Raw genomic sequence first — 16,268 nt, forward strand, 5'->3', positions numbered from 1 at the left:
CTGCCTTCGGTTGGGTGCTTGTGCTTATTGTTTCGCCGCGCATCTTAGCGGGCGTGCGTGCCGGTTGTGTGCATGTGTAGCATCGCGGCCTGATTCAACCAGACGTCTTTTTCCATGCCGAACGCGGAACAGGTCCCCCAGTCGAGCTTTCTCTATTTCACGGGCCAGGGCTCGGACAAGGTCTACCAGGTGCACCTGCGGCCCAGGGACGACGGCTGGGTGGTCGACTACGGCAACGGCCGCCGCGGCGGCACGCTCGCCACCGGCACCAAGACCAGCAGCCCGCTGGCCTTCGAAGCCGCGCTGAAGATCTACCAGAAGGTGGTCAAGGAAAAGACGTCGAAAGGCTACACGCCCGACCAGTCCGGCGCGCTCTACACCTCGACCGAGCTGGCCGGCCGCATGAGCGGCGAACTGCCGCAGCTGCCCACGCTGATCCTCGAGGAGCAGGCGGCGCGCTACTTCGACGATCCCGGCTGGGGCCTGCAGGAGAAGGCCGATGGGGAGAACCGCATCCTGCTGATCGAAGGCGAGGCGGTGCGCGGCACCAACCGGCGCGGGCTATTCGTCGACATTCCGCAGGCCTGGGCAGGCGCTGCCGATGCGCCGGCGGGCCGCACCGTGATCGCCGGCGAGCACGTGGGCGATGCCTTCATGGCGTTCGACCTGCTGGAACTCCACGGGCAGGACCTGCGCGGGGCGCCGTTCATCGAGCGCTTCGGGCATCTGCGCAGGATCGCGGTGGCCGTGCCATGGGTGACCGTGCTCGACCTCGAACTCACCGCCGAAGGCAAGCGCCGCCGCGCACGGGAACTGCTGGCCTCGCATGGCGAAGGCTATGTGCTCAAGGCGCTCGATGCGCCGTTCGCCGCGGGCCGCAGCACCGCCAGCCTGAAGTTCAAGTTCAACCAGAGCGCGACCTGCGAGGTGATCCGTGTCAACGCGCAGCGCTCGGTGGCCGTGGGGTTGCGCGACGAGGCGGGCGCGATGGTCGACCTGGGCAACGTCACGGTGCCGCCCAACGAGCCTCTGCCGGCGGTGGGTACGCTGGTCGAGGTGCGCTATCTCTATCGCTATGCCGGCGGCAAGTTCGAGCAGCCGGTCTACAAGGGCCGGCGTGCGGACATGACGCCCGCGGACGCGGTGCTGTCGCAGGTCACGCGGATCAAGGACCGCGGCGCGTTCCCCGGCGACGAAGCCGCCTGAGCGCTGTTCAACCGAAAGCGGTGCGCAGCTTCGCCGCGAGCCGGTTCGCTTCGGCGGCGGTGGCGATGTTGGTGAAGCCCATCAGCAAGCCTGCGCCAGATTGCGCCGCAATGGCGCGGCTCGACAGCGGCTGGCAGTTGAGCCCGGCCTGCTGTGCGCGGCGAGCCAGCGTCACATCGCTTTCGCGGCGCTGGTCGAAGCGCGCGATCAGGTGCATGCCGCCGCTGCGCAGGTCGATGCGCACCTCGTCGCCGAAGGCCTTCTGCAGGCCCGCCACGAGCATGGCGCGCCGCCGCGCATAGAGCAGCCGCATCTTCTTCAGGTGGCGCGGGAAGTGCCCCTCGCGCATGAAGTCGGCCACCACGGCCTGCGTGATCTGCGGGCTGCCGTTCGACCATGTCCGCGCGGCTTCCTCGAAGCGCGCGCGCAGCGATTCGGGCACGACCACGTAGCCCAGCGCCAGCCCGGGGTGGAGCACTTTCGAGAAGCTGCCCGCGTACAGCACGCGGTGATGCCCATCGAGGCTGTTGAGCGCGGGCAGCGGCGCGCCGGCATAGCGGTACTCGCCGTCGTAGTCGTCCTCGACGATCCATGCGTTCGCCCGCGAGGCCCATTCGAGCAGCTGCAGCCGGCGAGCGAGCGTCATCGATGCGCCCAGCGGTGCCTGGTGCGAGGGCGTGACGATGGCCATGCGCGCCTTCGGCGCCTTGCGCAGGCCGCGCGCCACGACCAGGCCCTCGTCGTCCACCGGCACGGGCACCGCGCGCTGGCCGACGGCGCGCAGCACCTCCTGCGTCGGCGGAAAGCACGGGTCTTCGATCCACACGCGGTCGTCCTTCTTCAGCAGCGTGCGTGCGACGAGCGCGAGCGACGCACGATAGCCGCCCGTCACCAGCACCTGCGAGGCATGGCACGACACGCCGCGCGATACCAGCAGGTAGGCCGCGATGGCCTCGCGCAGCGGCGAGTATCCGCAGGGATCGCCGTAGAACATGTCGGCCGCGTTCATGGCTCGCGCCCGCCGGGCCACGAGGCGCGACCACAGCTTGCGCGGGAAGGCATCGAGCGCCGGAATACCCAGTTGCAGGGGCGGCGGTTCGCCCGGCTGCGCGAGCGCGCCGCCGGACACCGGCCCATCCGCGAGCCGGGGCTCCCGCCGCGCTGGCCGATGCAGCGGCAGCGACGGCGAGACCACGGTGCCCGCCTGCCCGCGCGAAGAGAAATAGCCTTCGCCCATCAGCTGGCTGAAGGCCGCCTCGACGGTGCCGCGTGCCACGCCGAGTTCGCCGGCCAGGCTGCGCGCCGACGCCACGCGGTCGCCGGGGCGCAGCGCGCCTTGCTCGATGGCGGATCGGTAGCGCTCGTAGATCTGCCTGAACAGCGGCGTTTGTTTTGCGCGGTCGAGATGGAGCATGTTTGCGGATGCGCGGGGCGCGGATGTCATGGCCCAGTCATTTTCGTGATTCTTGGCTCTTTTTGATGGGACATCGTAGAACTAGGATCGGCCCCATGAAAAGCCTGGAAGGTAGAGACGCAATGAGCGAGAAGGTATTTCTGGCGGGCGCAACCGGGGCGGTCGGCACCGCGCTGGTTCCACTGCTGATCGAAGCGGGCTGCACCGTGTATGGCAGCACGCGGCGCAAGGACCGCGCGGACGCGCTGGAGGCGCGGGGCGTGCATCCGGTCGTCGTCGACGTGTTCGATGCGGCGGCGCTGCGCGCCGCGCTGGCGCGCATCGCGCCGTGGGGCGTGATCCATCAGCTCACAGACCTGCCGAAAGACCTGGACCCGGCCCGCATGGCGCAGGCCCTGGTGCTCAATGCACGCGTGCGCGCCGAAGGCACGCGCAACCTCGTGGCCGCGGCGCAGGCCGTGGGCGCGAGCCGGCTGGTGGTGCAGAGCATCGCATGGGTCTATGCCCCGGGGCCCAGGCCTTTCACGGAAACGCAGCCGCTCGACACGCAGGCTGAAGGCGCTCGCCGCGTTACCGTGGGCGGCGTGGCGGCACTGGAGCGGTGCGTGATGGCCGCGCAGGACATGATCTCCACCGTGCTGCGCTACGGGCAGCTCTACGGACCGAACACCTCGACCGACACACCCAAGGGCCCGAGTCCGCTGCATGTGGAAGCTGCGGCACGGGCAGCCTTGCTGGCACTGCAGCACTCGACCGGCGGCATTTTCAACATCGCCGAAGACGGCGCCGAGGTCAGCAGCGAGAAGGCGAAGCGCGCGCTGGGCTGGCGCGCCGATGCACGCTTGCAGCAAGGAGCCACGCCATGAACACGATTCCTCTTGCCCTGCGCCGCCAGGCGCGCGCCGGGTTTGCGGTGCTGGCCGTCACCGCTGCGGGCTGGGCATTGCTGCCGCACGCGAGCAGGAAATCGACCGTGCAGTTCATCGACGATATCTGCAGTGCCGTGGGGCGCCCGATGTTCGCCTCGGGGCCGGCCCCTGGGGGCTCCGCCGCAGCGGCGCGGCCCGGGGTCTCGACGAAGGTGATCTCCTGCGAGTCGCTGCCCAACGTGCCGGGCAAGTCAGTCACCACCGTCATGGTCGACTTTCCACCGATGGCCTATTCACCGGCCCACAGGCATCCGGGCTCTGTGACGGCCATCGTTCTCGAAGGCACGGTGCGTTCGCAACTGGGCGGTGGTCCGGTCGGCGACTACAGGCCCGGCCAGACCTTCTTCGAACCGCCGCGCACGCTGCACCTGTTCGCGGAGAACCCCGATCCGGTGAAGCCTGCGAGGCTGGTGGCGGTGTTCGTGGCGGAAGAGAACTGCGGGCCGCTGGTGCTGCCGCCCTGAATGGACGGCATCGCCTTCTTGTAATCGGCGTGTTCGCGCGCTAGGCAACCCGTTCTTCGATCGGCCCCACGCGATCCGGATAGAACGCCAAGTGGTCCTTGATCTGCGCGACCGGCTCGTAGGGCGACTCGTAGGTCCATACCGCATTCACCGAGCGTTCGCCGCCTGCAGGAATGCTGTAGTAGTTGCACTCGCCCTTGTACGGGCAATAGGTCGCGTGTTGCGTGCGCTCCAGCAGCGACATCCTGACGTCCTTGCGGGGGATGTAATGCACCGTTCCGAAATGCGTTTCGCGCAGCGTCAACGCTTCGCGCGTGTCGGCGATGACACGGCCGTCGACCGACACCACCACGCGCAGCGGGTTCGGTGTGATCGTGATCGGATGATCGGGGCCGGGGGTCTTGATGGTGCGTTCCGCGGTAGCGAACATGAGAATGCTCCTTCGGTCAGATCGGGTCGACGCAAGAATCGGCGGATGCGCATCTTGCCGCGATGCAGTGACAGTTTGAAGCCCCTGCACAATCGGCCCAGTCGCGAAGTGGTTAAAGGCCATCGAACCCATCGGAACCGCTCTGGAAGCCTTTCGACTTCATATTCGGGTCTGGACTTGCGAGGTTTCGATGTGCAGGATGCGTGCGGTCACGCTTGTGTGTCGTTTGCGCATCAGTACTTGACAAATCGCAGGCCGCATCGTGCGGGTAAATCACTAGTGAAGGACTGAAGTGAAGAAGAACTACAAGCTCGCCATGTTATTGCTTGCCAGCGTGTTGGCCGCCGGCGCATGGGCGCAGGACTGGCCCGCGAAGCCGGTTCGCGTCATCGTGCCCGCACCTGCAGGCAGTTCGCTCGACCTGATCGCGCGCACGCTGGCCGACCGCCTGCGCGTGATCTGGAAGCAGCCCGTGGTGATCGAGACCAAGGCGGGCGCGGGCGGCCTGATCGGCATGGACACCGTGGCCAAGGCGCCGCACGACGGCTACACGCTGGGCATCGGCTTCAACGGCCCGATCGCCTTCGGCCCCTACATGTATGCGCGCATGCCTTACGTGCCTTCGCGTGACCTGGTGCCCATCGTGCTCACGACCTCGCAGCCCAACGTGCTGGCGGTGCAGGCGAACAACCCCGCGAACACGCTGCCCGAGTTCGTCGAATGGGCGAAGAAGCGGGGCGACAAGTTCAGCTATGCGTCGGTGGGCGCGGGCAGTTCGTCGCATCTCACGATGGAGCTGTTTCGCAGCGTGGCGCACCTCGAGGCGGTGCATGTGCCTTATGCAGGTTCGCCGCCCGCGGGGCTGTCGCTGGCGGCGGGCGACACGCAGGCGCTGTTCGCGGTGGCGCCCGCGCTGCTGCCGCTGATCCAGGGGCAGCGCGTGAAGCTCATCGCCATCACGAGCGCCACGCGCTCCGAGCTCATGAAAGACCTGCCCACCGTGGCCGAGTCGGGCTATGCCGGTTTCGAGGCGCTGGCCTGGAACGGTTTCTTCGCCGCCAGCGGCACGCCGCCCGAGGTGGTGCGCCGCATCAACGCCGACGTCAACGAGGTGCTGCGGGAGCCGGCCGTGCGCGAACTGCTGGCCAACCAGGGGCTGGTGGTGGGCGGCGGCTCGCCCGAGGAGTTCAAGGCCTTCATCGACAGCGAGGGCCGCAAATGGGGTGCGATCATCGCCAAGGTCGGCATTCGCCTCGACCAGTGACATTTATCCTCACGCCTCAAGAGAAGATTTCATCAGGAAAAGAACATGGAACAGTTTCCCCGCGACATCTACACGGAACCCGAGCCCGATCCGCACACGCTCGCCAACCTTGGCCCGCTCACGGGCCTGGCGGGCCTCTGGATCGGCACGGCCGGCCACGACGTGAGCCCGAAGGAAGACGGCCCCGAGGCCGAAGCCTTCATCGAGCACGCGGAGTTCCAGCCCATCGATGCGCAGACGAACGGGCCGCAGATCTTCTACGGGCTGCGCTACCACGTGCGCATCGCCAAGCCCGACGAGGTGGAGACTTTTCACGACCAGGTCGGCTACTGGCTGTGGGAGCCCGCCACGGGCGCGCTGATCCAGACGCTGTCGCTCCCGCGCGGGCTCACGGCCATGGCGACCGGCCACGCGAAGCCCGGCGATCGCAGCTTCAGGCTCGAAGCGGTGCGCGGCGGCGAGACCAACGGCATCGTGGCGAACCCGTTCCTGGAGCATGCGTTCAAGACGCTGCGCTACAGCATCGAGGTGTCGTTCCACGACGATGGCAGCTGGTCCTACGAACTCGAGACGGTCCTGAGCGTGCGCGGAAAGCCCGAACCCTTCAGCCACACCGACCGCAACACGATGCGCAAGATCGGAGAGCCCACGCCGAACCCGACTGCGCAAGCCGCGATGGCGAGCGCCGTGGGCTGAGCGGCTAGCGCGAGCTGGTCCTGGCTCGCTGCGCGCCGGGCATCAGTCCAGCCGCAGCGACCCCAGCCGCGCGACGATCAGGTCGTGCAGCGTCTGCGCCGCCACCGAGAGGCTGCCTTCGCGCCGCTGCACCATGTAGAGCGTGCGCGTGAGGGAAGGCAGGGGCAGCGGCCGCGTCACCAGCGTCTCGCGCTGGAAGTGGAACAGCGTGAGCGCGGGCACCACGCTGATGCCCAGCCCGGCTTCGACGAGGCCCATCACGGTGGCCAGGTGCTCCACCTCGAACACTGCATTCAACCTTTGCGGATGCAGCGCCGCATCGAGCGCCTGCCGCACGCTGCTGTTGCGCGCCATCTGGATGAAGGGGTAGGGCGCGATCTTCTTCGCCGTGAGGCGCGGCTCGCGCGCGAGCGGATGGTCGGCGCGGCACACGAGGTGGAAGCGGTCGGTGCAGAGCTTGCGCGCGCGCAGGTCGCCGTCGGCGGTGCCTCCGGCGCCCGATGCGGCAATCGCGAAGTCGGCCTGGCCGCTGCGCACCAGCGCGATGCAGGCGTCGGACAGCGCGTCGTCCAGGTCGATGCGGATGCCCGGCCAGGCCTGCATGAACTCGGCGAACACCGCGGGTAGCCAGCCGGCCGCGAGCGAGGGCAGGGCGGCCACGCGCACGCGGCCCTTGCGGCGTTCCACGTGATCGGCGAGGTCGCCCATGGCGCTGCCCATGTCGTCGAGCAGCCGGCGCGCGGAGCCCTCGAACAGCCGGCCCTCGGGCGTGAGCTGCACGCTGCGCGTGTCGCGGTCGAACAGGCGCGTGCCGACCGCGTCTTCGAGCGTGCGGATCAGCGCGCTGAACGCGGGCTGCGAAAGGTGGCTGCTCTGCGCCGCGCGAGTGAAGTTGCGGTGCTCGGCCAGCGCGAGAAAGGCGCGCAGCTGCCGCGTGGAGAGGTCGGGCGTCTTTCTCATGTCTCGGATGCAGGTGGCTGGATTGTTATTTGAAAACCGGATCAATCGATCCAGATTTTCGATTTTACGGATGACCGGCCGTTGCCTACAGTGCACGGCAATGAACTCCATCGAACCGTCCAAGCTGCTGATCGGATGCGCTGCCGGCTTCTCGGGCGACCGCACCGATGCCGCCGGGCCGGTGGTCGACACACTGATCGCGCGGCTCGCCGCGGGGCCTGCCGGCAGTCGCGCCTTCCTCATCTTCGAGACGCTGGCCGAGCGCACGCTGGCATTGGCCCAGTTGCGCCGCCGCGCCAACCCCAACGCCGGCTACGAGCCGCTGCTCGACGACATGCTGCGGCCCGTGCTCGCGCGCTGCCTGGCGCATGGCATCCGCATCGTGAGCAACTTCGGCGCCGCCAATCCGCGTGCCGCCGCCCGGCACATCGCCCGCATGGCGCGCGAACTGGGCGCGGATGCGCCGCGCATCGCGGTGGTGAGGGCGACGATCTGTCGGGGCCCGAGCATCGCGCGCTGCTGAATGAAGCGCTCGGCGCGCAGATGCAAGGGCTGCGCATGGTCAGCGCCAATGCGTACATCGGCGCGGAACCCATTGCCGCGGCGCTCGATGCGGGCGCGCAGATCGTGGTGTGCGGCCGCGTGGCCGACCCTTCGCTCACTGTCGGGCCGGCCATGTCGCACTTCGGCTGGCGCGCCGACGACTGGGACCGGCTCGGGCGCGCGACCATGGCGGGCCACTTGCTCGAATGCGGCGCGCAGGTGTGTGGCGGCTACTTCGCCGACCCGGGCTACAAGGACGTGCCGGGACTCGAAGCGGTGGGCTTCCCCATCGCCGAGATCGACGCGGACGGCCGCTGCACCATCGGCAAGGCCGACGGCACCGGCGGCCTCGTGAGCGAAGCCACCGTGAAGGAGCAACTGCTCTACGAGGTGCACGACCCGGCCGCCTACCTGACGCCCGACGTGGTCGCGGACATCGCCGACGCCGAAGTGCACACGCTTCCCGGCGCCGACCGCGTGGCGCTCTCCGGCGTGCGCGGCCACGAACGGCCGGGCCGCTACAAGGTCAATGTCTGCCATGAAGGCGGCTGGCTGGCGGAGGGCGAGATCTCCTATGCGGGGCCACGCGCCGAGGCCCGCGCGCGGCTTGCTGCGGATGTGCTTCGCAAGCGGCTCGACGGACTCGCGCTGCGCGTGGACCTGATCGGCGCGCTGAGCATCCTCGGCGACGATGCCGGCCGCGCGCTGGCGGATGCGCCCGATGCCGGCCTGCGCGACGTGCGCCTGCGCGTCGCGGCCACGCATACCGAGCGCGGGCAGGCCGAACGGCTGGCGCGCGAGGTGATGGCGCTCTACACCTGCGGCCCGGCCGGCGGCGGCGGCGTGCGCACCGCGCTCACGCCGCGACTCAACACGCTGTCGTGCCTGCTGCCGCGCGAAGCAGTGCCGGTGCGCTTCGAACTGCTCGACGCGGAGGCACTGGCATGAACACCCCCGACATGATCGAAGTGCCGCTCTACCGCGCTGCCCACGGCCGCACCGGCGACAAGGGCGATCGCTCCAACATCAGCGTGATCGCCTGGCACCCACAGCTGTATCCCTTGCTGGTCGAACAGATCACGCCCGAGCGCGTGGCCGCGCAGTTCCGCCATCGCGCGCCGTCGCAGGTGCAGCGCTTCGTGCTGCCGAAGCTGCACGCGATGAACTTCGTGCTCGACGCGGTGCTCGACGGCGGCGTCAACGATGCGCTGAACCTCGATGCGCACGGCAAGGCGCTGTCCTTCCTGCTGCTCGACATGCCTGTGCGCGTGCCGCGCGCACTCGAACCCTTGCTGGCCGGGCCGTAGCCGCGGCGATCCTCTTTCTTTACTCATCCATCCGGAGACAAAACAATGAAACGATTTCCCCTCGCCGTGCTGACCACCGCATTGGCCCTGGCGCCGCTGCTGGGCCATGCGCAGACCTTCCCCGAGAAGCCCATCACCTTCGTCGTGCCCTTCGCGGCCGGCACCGCGACCGACCAGCTCGCGCGTGCCATCGGCAACCAGGTCGCGGCCGAGACCAAGCAGGCCGTCATCATCGACAACAAGGCCGGCGCCAGCGGCTTCATCGCCTCGCAGAACGTGGCCAAGGCGCCCGCCGACGGCTACACGGTGCTCATCACCACCAACACCACGCACGCCGCCAACGAGCACCTGTACAAGAAGCTGCCCTACGACCCGGTGAAAGACTTCGCGCCTGTGGCTGCGCTCGGCAAGGGCGGCCAGATCATGGTGGTGAACCCCTCGTTCCCTGCGAAGAGCGTGGCCGAGTTCGTCGCGCTTGCGAAGAAGGAGCCGGGCAAGTACAGCTTCGGCAGTGGCAGTTCGTCGAGCCGCATGGCGGGCGAGCTGCTGCAGCAGATGGCCGACATCAGGCTGCTGCACGTGCCCTACAAGAGCAACACGCTCGCCGTGACAGACCTGCTGGGCGGCCAGATCCACATGATGATCACCGACACCGCCACCGGCCTGCCGCAGGTCAAGGCGGGCAAGCTGCGTGCGCTGGGCTTTTCCAGCTCGGCGCGATCGCCGCTCGCACCCGATGTGCCCACCATTTCCGAGGCCGGCGTGAAGGGCTACGAAATGGGCTACTGGTTCGCGGCCTATGCGCCTGCGAAGACCCCGCCCGCCGTAGTCAAGCGGCTCAACGAGCTGCTGGTGAAGGCCGCGAAGAGCGAGGCCGCAAAGACGGCCTTCTACGAGCCGACCGGCACCGAGGTGTACACGACCTCGCCCGAAGAGCTCGCGAAGTTCCAGGCGGCCGAGTCCCAGAAGTGGGGCCGCATCGTGAAGGCGGCTGGCATCGAGGCCGAGTAGGCCGCGCGCCGTGGTGGGCATCCGCAGGCTGGGCGCACACAGCTTGCCAGCTCTGTCTGCTACGATCTCGCCACCGGGAATACAGCCTCCCGTTCTGCAAAGTTAGACGGTGTCCCGTCCAAGCGCTGGTGACTCATAACGGAGCTATCTGTGGACACCGCCTTGCCTGACGCACAGCCCGCGCCTTCTGCGCCCATCCAGTCCATTTCATTCGCTGAAGCCTTCCGCTTCTGGCTCACGCCCGGCTTCATCAGCTTTGGCGGGCCAGCGGGGCAAATCGCGATCGTGGCCCGGCCTTTTTTCGGCTCCGGCACGCAATGAGTACGCCCCCTTCGTCTCGTTCATTGGGCGGTCTCATGCGCCTGTTGCCCGCCGGCGTCGACCCCGTCGCCATGCCCCTGCTCGTCGCACGAGGGTTGCGCGCCTTCGGCGATGGGTACATGGCCGTGCTGCTACCGGCCTACCTGCTTTCGAACGGGATGGGTACGCTGGAGGTCGGCATCCTCAGCACGGCCACGATGTTGGGCTCTGCCTTGGCTACGCTGGCGGTTGGTGCATGGGGCTACCGTTTCGCTGGAGGGAAATTGCTGCGCATTGCCGCCTTGCTGATGGCCGCGACCGGCCTCGGCTTTGCGAGCTTGTCGGCATTCTGGCCGTTGCTGGTCGTCGCGCTCGTTGGCACCCTTAACCCCAGTTCGGGCGATGTGAGCGTCTTCCTTCCTCTCGAACACGCCCGGCTGGCCGCAGCGGCGCAAGGCCATGCGCGAACCGCGCTGTTTGCTCGCTACAGCCTCCTGGGTGCGCTGTGTGCCGCGATGGGCGCATTGGCTGCGGCCGTGCCGGATTGGCTGGTTCAGCACAGCCGGCTTGCGCGCCTCGACGCGCTGCGCGGAATGTTCCTGGTGTATGCGGCAATCGGGCTCATCGTTTTCTGGCTCTATCGAAACCTGCCGGCCCCTGACGCAGGCAACAACTCAGGCAGCGCGCCTGTCGCCCCGGCACCCCTGGGGCCTTCGCGCGGCGTGGTGGTGCGATTGGCGGCACTCTTCAGCGTCGACGCCTTCGCCGGCGGATTGACGGTCAACGCGTTGATGTCGCTATGGCTGCTGCAGCGATTCGGCTTCTCGCTGACCCAGGCCGGCGTGTTCTTCTTCTGGACTGGCTTGCTGAGTGCCGCATCGCAGCTCGCGGCTCCTGTGGTTGCACAACGAATCGGGTTGCTGAACACGATGGTCTTCACGCATCTGCCGGCCAACGTCTGCCTCGTGTTGGCTGCGCTCGCGCCCAGCTTGCCGATTGCGCTCGGTTTGCTGATGGTTCGCAGCGCGTTGTCATCGATGGACGTTCCCACCCGGACGGCCTATGTGATGGCCGTGGTGACCCCCGCAGAGCGCAGCGCCGCGGCGAGTTTCACTGCCGTTCCGCGGAGCTTGGCTGCGGCCATCAGCCCGACGCTCAGTGGCGCACTGTTTGCTGCCGGATGGATCTCCTTGCCGCTCATTGCGTGCGGGCTGCTCAAGATTTCCTACGATCTCGCCCTGTGGCGTGCCATGCGGCGGGATCGACTCGAACCGGAAATTGCGAACCAGTGAGAACCGACGACTGCCTTAGGCACTGTGCGCCCCAAAGCCAATCTCACCCGGCGCGATGTCCTCGCGCAGCGTGAGGGCGGGAATCTCGTAGTCGCCGCCGTTCTGCCGGCGGAACGGAATCGGCTCGGCCGTGAACAGCGTGTCGAGCCGCTGGCCCAGTTCTTCGGTAATGCGTGCGTAAGCGGCCTCGTCGACCTTGTGCGTGCGATGCACCACGTAAGGCGGCAGCACGTCGAATCCGGGGTAGTAGAGGATGCCGTGGTGGATGGGGAACAGCAGGTCGTCCATCGGCCCATTGATGCCGCGCGGCGCGTAGTGCGAGGCCCAGCCGCCGGTCGTCACCACCAGCATCGCGCGCTTGCCGGCCAGCGTGCCTTCGCCGAAGCGGTCGCCCCAGTGCGTGTCGGAGTGCTCGCCCACGCCGTAGGCGAAGCCATACGCGTAGATGCGCTCGACCCAGCCCTTGAGGATGGCGGGCATCGAGTACCACCACAGCGGAAACTGCAGGATCACCGCGTCGGCCCACAGCAGCTTTTCCTGCTCGGCGGCGATGTCGGCGGTTTGCGTGCCGGCCTCGAAGGCCTGCAGCGATTCGAGGGCGGGGTCGAAGCGCGCGGCGGCATCGCGCGCGGGGAAGTCGTCTGCGTCGAGCGCGGGCTTCCAGCGCATGGCGTACAGATCCGACACGCGCACGGAGTGGCCGGCGGCCGCGAGGCGTTCGGTCATGAAGCGATGGAGCGCACCGTTGAGCGAGGCGGCTTCGGGATGGGCAAGGACCAGCAGGATGTTCACGGTTTCACAGGGGGTGGAATGAAGATGTCCGCAGGTTAGGCGCCGTGGCGATATATTGGAAATGAATAGTCTGAATTCCAGCAATTGCCATGAACAATTTCAGCCGCCTCGATCTCAACTTGCTGGTCACGCTCGACACACTCCTGGCCGAGCGCAACGTCACGCGCGCGGCCGAGCGCCTGAACCTCTCGCAGCCCTCGGTGAGCGTGCAGCTCGCCAAGCTGCGGGAAGTGTTCGGCGATCCGCTGCTGGTGCCCGCGCAGCGCGGCATGCGGCCCACCGCTCGCGCGGACGAGTTGCGTGAGCCGCTGCGCGAAGCGCTGGAGTCGCTGGGCCGCGCGGTCGCCCCCACGCGGCCTTTCGGTCCGGCCGAGGCCACCACCACCACCTGGCGCGTGGCCGCTGCCGACTACGCCGAGTCGGCCATCCTGTTGCCAGCTTTGGCAAGGCTGCGAGCCGAAGCACCGCACACGCGGCTGGCCGTGGTGGAGGCGGTGCCGTCGCGCATGGCACGGCAGCTGGAGCAGGGGGAGATCGACCTGTTCTTTCACACCAGCGTGGGTGCGCCACCGGGACTGCACCGACGCGTGCTGTTCCATGAGCGCTATGTGCTGGCCGGGCGGGCAGGGCATCCGCGCCTGAAGCGGCGGCCGACGCTGGCGCAGTTCTGCGCGCTGGAGCACGTGGTGGTCTCGCTCGGCGGCGGCGGTTTCGCCGGGCCGACGGACGAGGCGCTGGCAGGGAAGAGCCTCGCGCGGCGCGTGGTGCTGTCGGTGCCGCACTTCCTTTTCATGATGTCGGTGCTGGCCTCCACCGACATGGTGGCGATGCTGCCCGAGCGGCTGGCGCGCGGCGCGCCCGGGCTGCGGGTGGTGGAGGCGCCGCTCGAGGTGGCCGGCTACGAGATGGCCATGCTCTGGCATGAGCGCCGGCACCGCGACCCGGCGCACAAGTGGCTGCGCGAGCAGATCGCGGCGAGCCTCTGAAGCCCGGCGGGCCTAGAAGGCATCGATGGCCTTCTCGGCGTCGACCTTGCGGTGCAGGGGCAGCCACAGCATGAAGCGGGTGCCGGTGCTGCCGGATTCCCAGCTCACGGTGGCGCCGATGGCAAGTGCGCGCCGCTGCTGGTTGCGCAGCCCGCGGCCGCCGCGGCGCAGGGCCTCATCCACGTCGAAGCCCGCGCCGTTGTCTTCGATCGCCACGCACACGCTCTGGTCGAGCGTCGCGGTGCTCACGCAGATGGTGGTGGCCCGCGTGTGGCGCAGCACGTTGGCCACGCATTCCTGCACGATGCGCAGGATGTGCAGCGCGCTTTTCGGTTCCAGCCAGGACAGCACGGGCACGGGCTGCACCTCCCAGCGCAGCGCGACACCCGCGCTCTCGATGCGCGGCGCCAGGCGAAAGCGCAGGGTTGCCAGCAGCAGCAGCAAGTCGGCGTCCACGTTCTCCATGGAGTCGATCACCAGCTTCAGATCGTCCATGCAGCCCTTGAGCACGTCGGAAACCTCGGCGTCGCTCATGGTGCCGCGCTCCACCGATCGGATGGCGCTGATCAGCGACGAACCGAGCCCGTCGTGCATGTCCTGCATCAGGCGCCGGCGCTCGGCGCTGAGCATGTGCTGGGTTTCGATGGCGCGCAGCCGCCGGTAGCTTTGCCCCAACTCGGCTTCGCGGGCCTGCAGGCGCTGGGCCAGGCCCTTGTTCAGCCGGCCCACTTCGGCGAACGCGTCCGTGTAGCGCTGGAACAGGATGTACGAAAAGACGAAGAACAGGCCGATGATGGCGTAGGGAGATGTGTACACGCTCTCCGGGCTGACCAGGTTGTTCTGCAGGAACCCGTCGTAGGAGGTGAACGCGACGGCGAAGACGGTCCAGCCGGCCACCAGCCGTCCCTCGGGCAGTTGCGCGCGCAACGCCTTGCGCAAATTCACCGCAAAGATCAGCACCGCGACGGGCAGCACCATCAGGTTGAGCAGGGGCGTGAAGAGGTAGAGGCTGACCACCCACGTCGAGGCGTGAGGCAGCGTTGCGACATTGCAGGCCAGTGTCAAGGCCAGCGCCGAGCGGGTCAGCCAGGCCGAAGGCTGCCGATGCAGGCGCTGCAGGAACAGGTGGATCAGGACGATCAGCCAGAGCAGGCTGGCAACGGTGATCCATTCGAACCATTCGTCCGAAATCGGGGTGTAGCTGCCGCCCACGTAGTAGTGAAGCGTTCGCAGGAAGGCAAGCGCGGAGATGGCGAAGAACAGCAGGTAGAGCGATTCGCGCTTCTTGCGCAGCCACACGGCGAACGCGAATGCGCCAACCGCCAGGAAGGCGGCGCTGCCCATGAACGGCAACTGCACCTGCAGCAGTTGGCGCATCTGGTAGCGCCAGCTCAGTGAATCCTCGTCGCCCACCCACACGGTCGAGAATCCGCTGCCGCTGTTGCGCAGGCGGTCGACGCGGATCAGCACCGAGGTGGGCGAAGGCGTGTCGGCGGTCGCGTTTAGCGGCAGCAGGAGCGGATGGTTGTAGTCGTTGTGGACGGGGCTGCCATGCGACTGATAGAGCAAAAGGCCATCGCCGTACACCGCAATGTGGCCCAGGGTCTTCCAGCGCGGGAGATAAAGAAGGCGTGGCTGCGCCGATGGCGCCAGCCCGGCCAGGTCGATGCGGTACCAGTCGGTGACGGTCCGCGCGCCGCTGGAAGACGTGGGCACCAGTTCGCGGGGGGCCGTATGCGGGAGGTTGATCGTCTTCCAGCCGTCGGCCGGCAGCGCGGCGTCTTCCGCACGTTTCGGAGGGGCGGAATAACCCGTGCCGGAAACGGACAGCAGCTCGGCCTGCGTGATGTGGACGACACCATCGCGCTGCGGCACGGCATCGGCCTCCGATGGTTCGCTGGCGTGCGCACAAGGCAGTACGGCGAGCGGCAAGGCAAGCCACAGCTTGGCGATCCATCGGCTGACTCTCCAACAGCCTTTGCTGGCTGGCCTCATAGATCTAGATCGCTTCTGCCATGGAAGTCATTTTTGTAGATGCGCCTGACGAACATAGGCACTGTGATGCGGTTCGGTTCCCGCTCCCGCCGGCCGACCGCGAGCCGATTATGTCCTTGGCCCAATTTCCCCGCTCACCCGGGCATCGGCGCGTTCACCCTCAGATCACGGGCACGCTGGTTTCCTTCAGCACCCGCAGCACGAAGTGCGACTTGCTGTGCCGGATGCCGGGGATCTTGTAGAGCTTTTCGCGCAGCAGCCGCTCGTAGTCGCGCGTGTCGCGCACGGCGATGCGGATGTAGTAGTCGTAGTCGCCCGAGACGAGGTAGGCCTCCTGGATCTCCGGAATGGTCGCCAGCGTGCGGCCGAAGTCGTACAGGGTCTCGTCGGTGTGGCTTTCGAGCGTGACCTGCACGATCACCGAGTCGTGGTAGCCGAGCTTGGCCGGATCGACGTCGACCGTGTAGCGCTTGATGACGCCCGAGGCCTCGAGCTTCTTGATGCGCGTCCAGCAGCTGGTGGGCGACAGGCCGACCTCGTTGCCGATCTCCTGCAGGGTCTTGCGCGAGTCGAGCAGCAGCACGCGCAGGATGGCCAGATCGGTCTTGTCGAAAGATCCTTCGTTGTCGTTGGTGTTTTGCCGATTGGTTTTCATGAATCGAGCCCAAAGAGCCAAAAG

General features: G+C 67.6%; 15 protein-coding genes and 2 pseudogenes. 11 read left to right on the forward strand and 6 right to left on the reverse strand.

Annotation, left to right across the window (positions count from 1 at the left end; genetic code table 11):
* Window positions 1-114: 114 nt before the first annotated feature.
* Window positions 115-1,206, forward strand: a complete 1,092-nt coding sequence (locus ACEOAB_RS11215) for a hypothetical protein (protein WP_413751302.1) — start codon at window positions 115-117, stop codon at window positions 1,204-1,206.
* A 7-nt stretch (window positions 1,207-1,213) separates the two neighbouring features.
* Here ACEOAB_RS11215 and pdxR read toward each other — a convergent pair whose 3' ends face one another.
* Complete coding sequence (pdxR, locus tag ACEOAB_RS11220) at window positions 1,214-2,620, reverse strand: MocR-like pyridoxine biosynthesis transcription factor PdxR (RefSeq protein WP_495653728.1); 1,407 nt, start codon at window positions 2,618-2,620, stop codon at window positions 1,214-1,216.
* Window positions 2,621-2,742: 122 nt separating this feature from the next.
* Between pdxR and ACEOAB_RS11225 the strand changes: the two genes are divergently transcribed.
* Window positions 2,743-3,486, forward strand: a complete 744-nt coding sequence (locus ACEOAB_RS11225) for an NAD-dependent epimerase/dehydratase family protein (RefSeq protein WP_495653729.1) — start codon at window positions 2,743-2,745, stop codon at window positions 3,484-3,486.
* A complete protein-coding gene (locus ACEOAB_RS11230) occupies window positions 3,483-4,013 on the forward strand; it encodes a cupin domain-containing protein (protein ID WP_056599466.1) in 531 nt (176 codons plus the stop codon). The genes ACEOAB_RS11225 and ACEOAB_RS11230 overlap by 4 nt, the downstream gene beginning before the upstream one ends.
* Window positions 4,014-4,053: 40 nt before the next feature.
* Here ACEOAB_RS11230 and ACEOAB_RS11235 read toward each other — a convergent pair whose 3' ends face one another.
* Complete coding sequence (locus ACEOAB_RS11235) at window positions 4,054-4,443, reverse strand: DUF427 domain-containing protein (protein ID WP_007839128.1); 390 nt, start codon at window positions 4,441-4,443, stop codon at window positions 4,054-4,056.
* Window positions 4,444-4,735: 292 nt separating this feature from the next.
* Here ACEOAB_RS11235 and ACEOAB_RS11240 point away from each other — a divergent pair, with 292 nt between their 5' ends.
* A complete protein-coding gene (locus ACEOAB_RS11240; RefSeq protein ID WP_413750850.1) occupies window positions 4,736-5,707 on the forward strand; it encodes a Bug family tripartite tricarboxylate transporter substrate binding protein in 972 nt (323 codons plus the stop codon).
* A gap of 45 nt (window positions 5,708-5,752) precedes the next feature.
* Entirely contained in the window at window positions 5,753-6,403 is a 651-nt protein-coding gene (locus ACEOAB_RS11245) for an FABP family protein (RefSeq protein WP_413750849.1), read from the forward strand.
* Window positions 6,404-6,445: 42 nt separating this feature from the next.
* Here the strand turns inward: ACEOAB_RS11245 and ACEOAB_RS11250 are convergent, their stop codons facing one another.
* Entirely contained in the window at window positions 6,446-7,363 is a 918-nt protein-coding gene (locus ACEOAB_RS11250; RefSeq protein ID WP_413750848.1) for a LysR family transcriptional regulator, read from the reverse strand.
* Window positions 7,364-7,463: 100 nt separating this feature from the next.
* On the opposite strand from ACEOAB_RS11250, the pseudogene ACEOAB_RS11255 reads away from it, so the two are divergent.
* The 5 genes and pseudogenes from ACEOAB_RS11255 to ACEOAB_RS11275 all read left to right on the forward strand — a co-directional run bounded on the left by ACEOAB_RS11255 (window position 7,464) and on the right by ACEOAB_RS11275 (window position 11,816).
* Window positions 7,464-8,854, forward strand: a pseudogene (locus ACEOAB_RS11255) (acyclic terpene utilization AtuA family protein).
* Window positions 8,851-9,213: an AtuA-related protein gene (locus tag ACEOAB_RS11260; protein ID WP_495653730.1), complete on the forward strand. Its 363-nt coding sequence runs from the start codon at window positions 8,851-8,853 to the stop codon at window positions 9,211-9,213. Before ACEOAB_RS11255 ends, ACEOAB_RS11260 begins: the two are co-directional and overlap by 4 nt.
* A 45-nt stretch (window positions 9,214-9,258) precedes the next feature.
* Window positions 9,259-10,224 carry a Bug family tripartite tricarboxylate transporter substrate binding protein gene (locus ACEOAB_RS11265; protein ID WP_413751067.1) on the forward strand — a complete coding sequence of 322 codons (966 nt, stop codon included), beginning with the start codon at window positions 9,259-9,261 and terminating at the stop codon, window positions 10,222-10,224.
* A 150-nt stretch (window positions 10,225-10,374) separates the two neighbouring features.
* A pseudogene (locus ACEOAB_RS11270) lies at window positions 10,375-10,512 on the forward strand (chromate efflux transporter); the annotation flags it as partial.
* Window positions 10,513-10,580: 68 nt separating this feature from the next.
* Window positions 10,581-11,816, forward strand: a complete 1,236-nt coding sequence (locus ACEOAB_RS11275) for an MFS transporter (RefSeq protein ID WP_413751066.1) — start codon at window positions 10,581-10,583, stop codon at window positions 11,814-11,816.
* Window positions 11,817-11,831: 15 nt separating this feature from the next.
* Here ACEOAB_RS11275 and ACEOAB_RS11280 read toward each other — a convergent pair whose 3' ends face one another.
* The gene (locus ACEOAB_RS11280; RefSeq protein ID WP_413751065.1) at window positions 11,832-12,608 is read right to left on the reverse strand and encodes an NAD(P)H-dependent oxidoreductase; all 777 of its coding nucleotides are present in this window, start codon (window positions 12,606-12,608) and stop codon (window positions 11,832-11,834) included.
* An 89-nt stretch (window positions 12,609-12,697) separates the two neighbouring features.
* Between ACEOAB_RS11280 and ACEOAB_RS11285 the strand changes: the two genes are divergently transcribed.
* Window positions 12,698-13,594, forward strand: coding sequence for a LysR substrate-binding domain-containing protein (locus tag ACEOAB_RS11285; RefSeq protein WP_495653731.1), 897 nt, complete (start codon window positions 12,698-12,700; stop codon window positions 13,592-13,594).
* A gap of 12 nt (window positions 13,595-13,606) precedes the next feature.
* On the opposite strand, the gene ACEOAB_RS11290 is transcribed toward ACEOAB_RS11285, so the two are convergent.
* Complete coding sequence (locus tag ACEOAB_RS11290) at window positions 13,607-15,589, reverse strand: sensor histidine kinase (RefSeq protein WP_495653732.1); 1,983 nt, start codon at window positions 15,587-15,589, stop codon at window positions 13,607-13,609.
* Between the two features lie 160 nt (window positions 15,590-15,749).
* Window positions 15,750-16,244 carry an Lrp/AsnC family transcriptional regulator gene (locus ACEOAB_RS11295; protein ID WP_200936034.1) on the reverse strand — a complete coding sequence of 165 codons (495 nt, stop codon included), beginning with the start codon at window positions 16,242-16,244 and terminating at the stop codon, window positions 15,750-15,752.
* Between the last annotated feature and the right edge of the window lie 24 nt (window positions 16,245-16,268).

Source organism: Variovorax sp. Varisp53 (genome assembly GCF_059491555.1).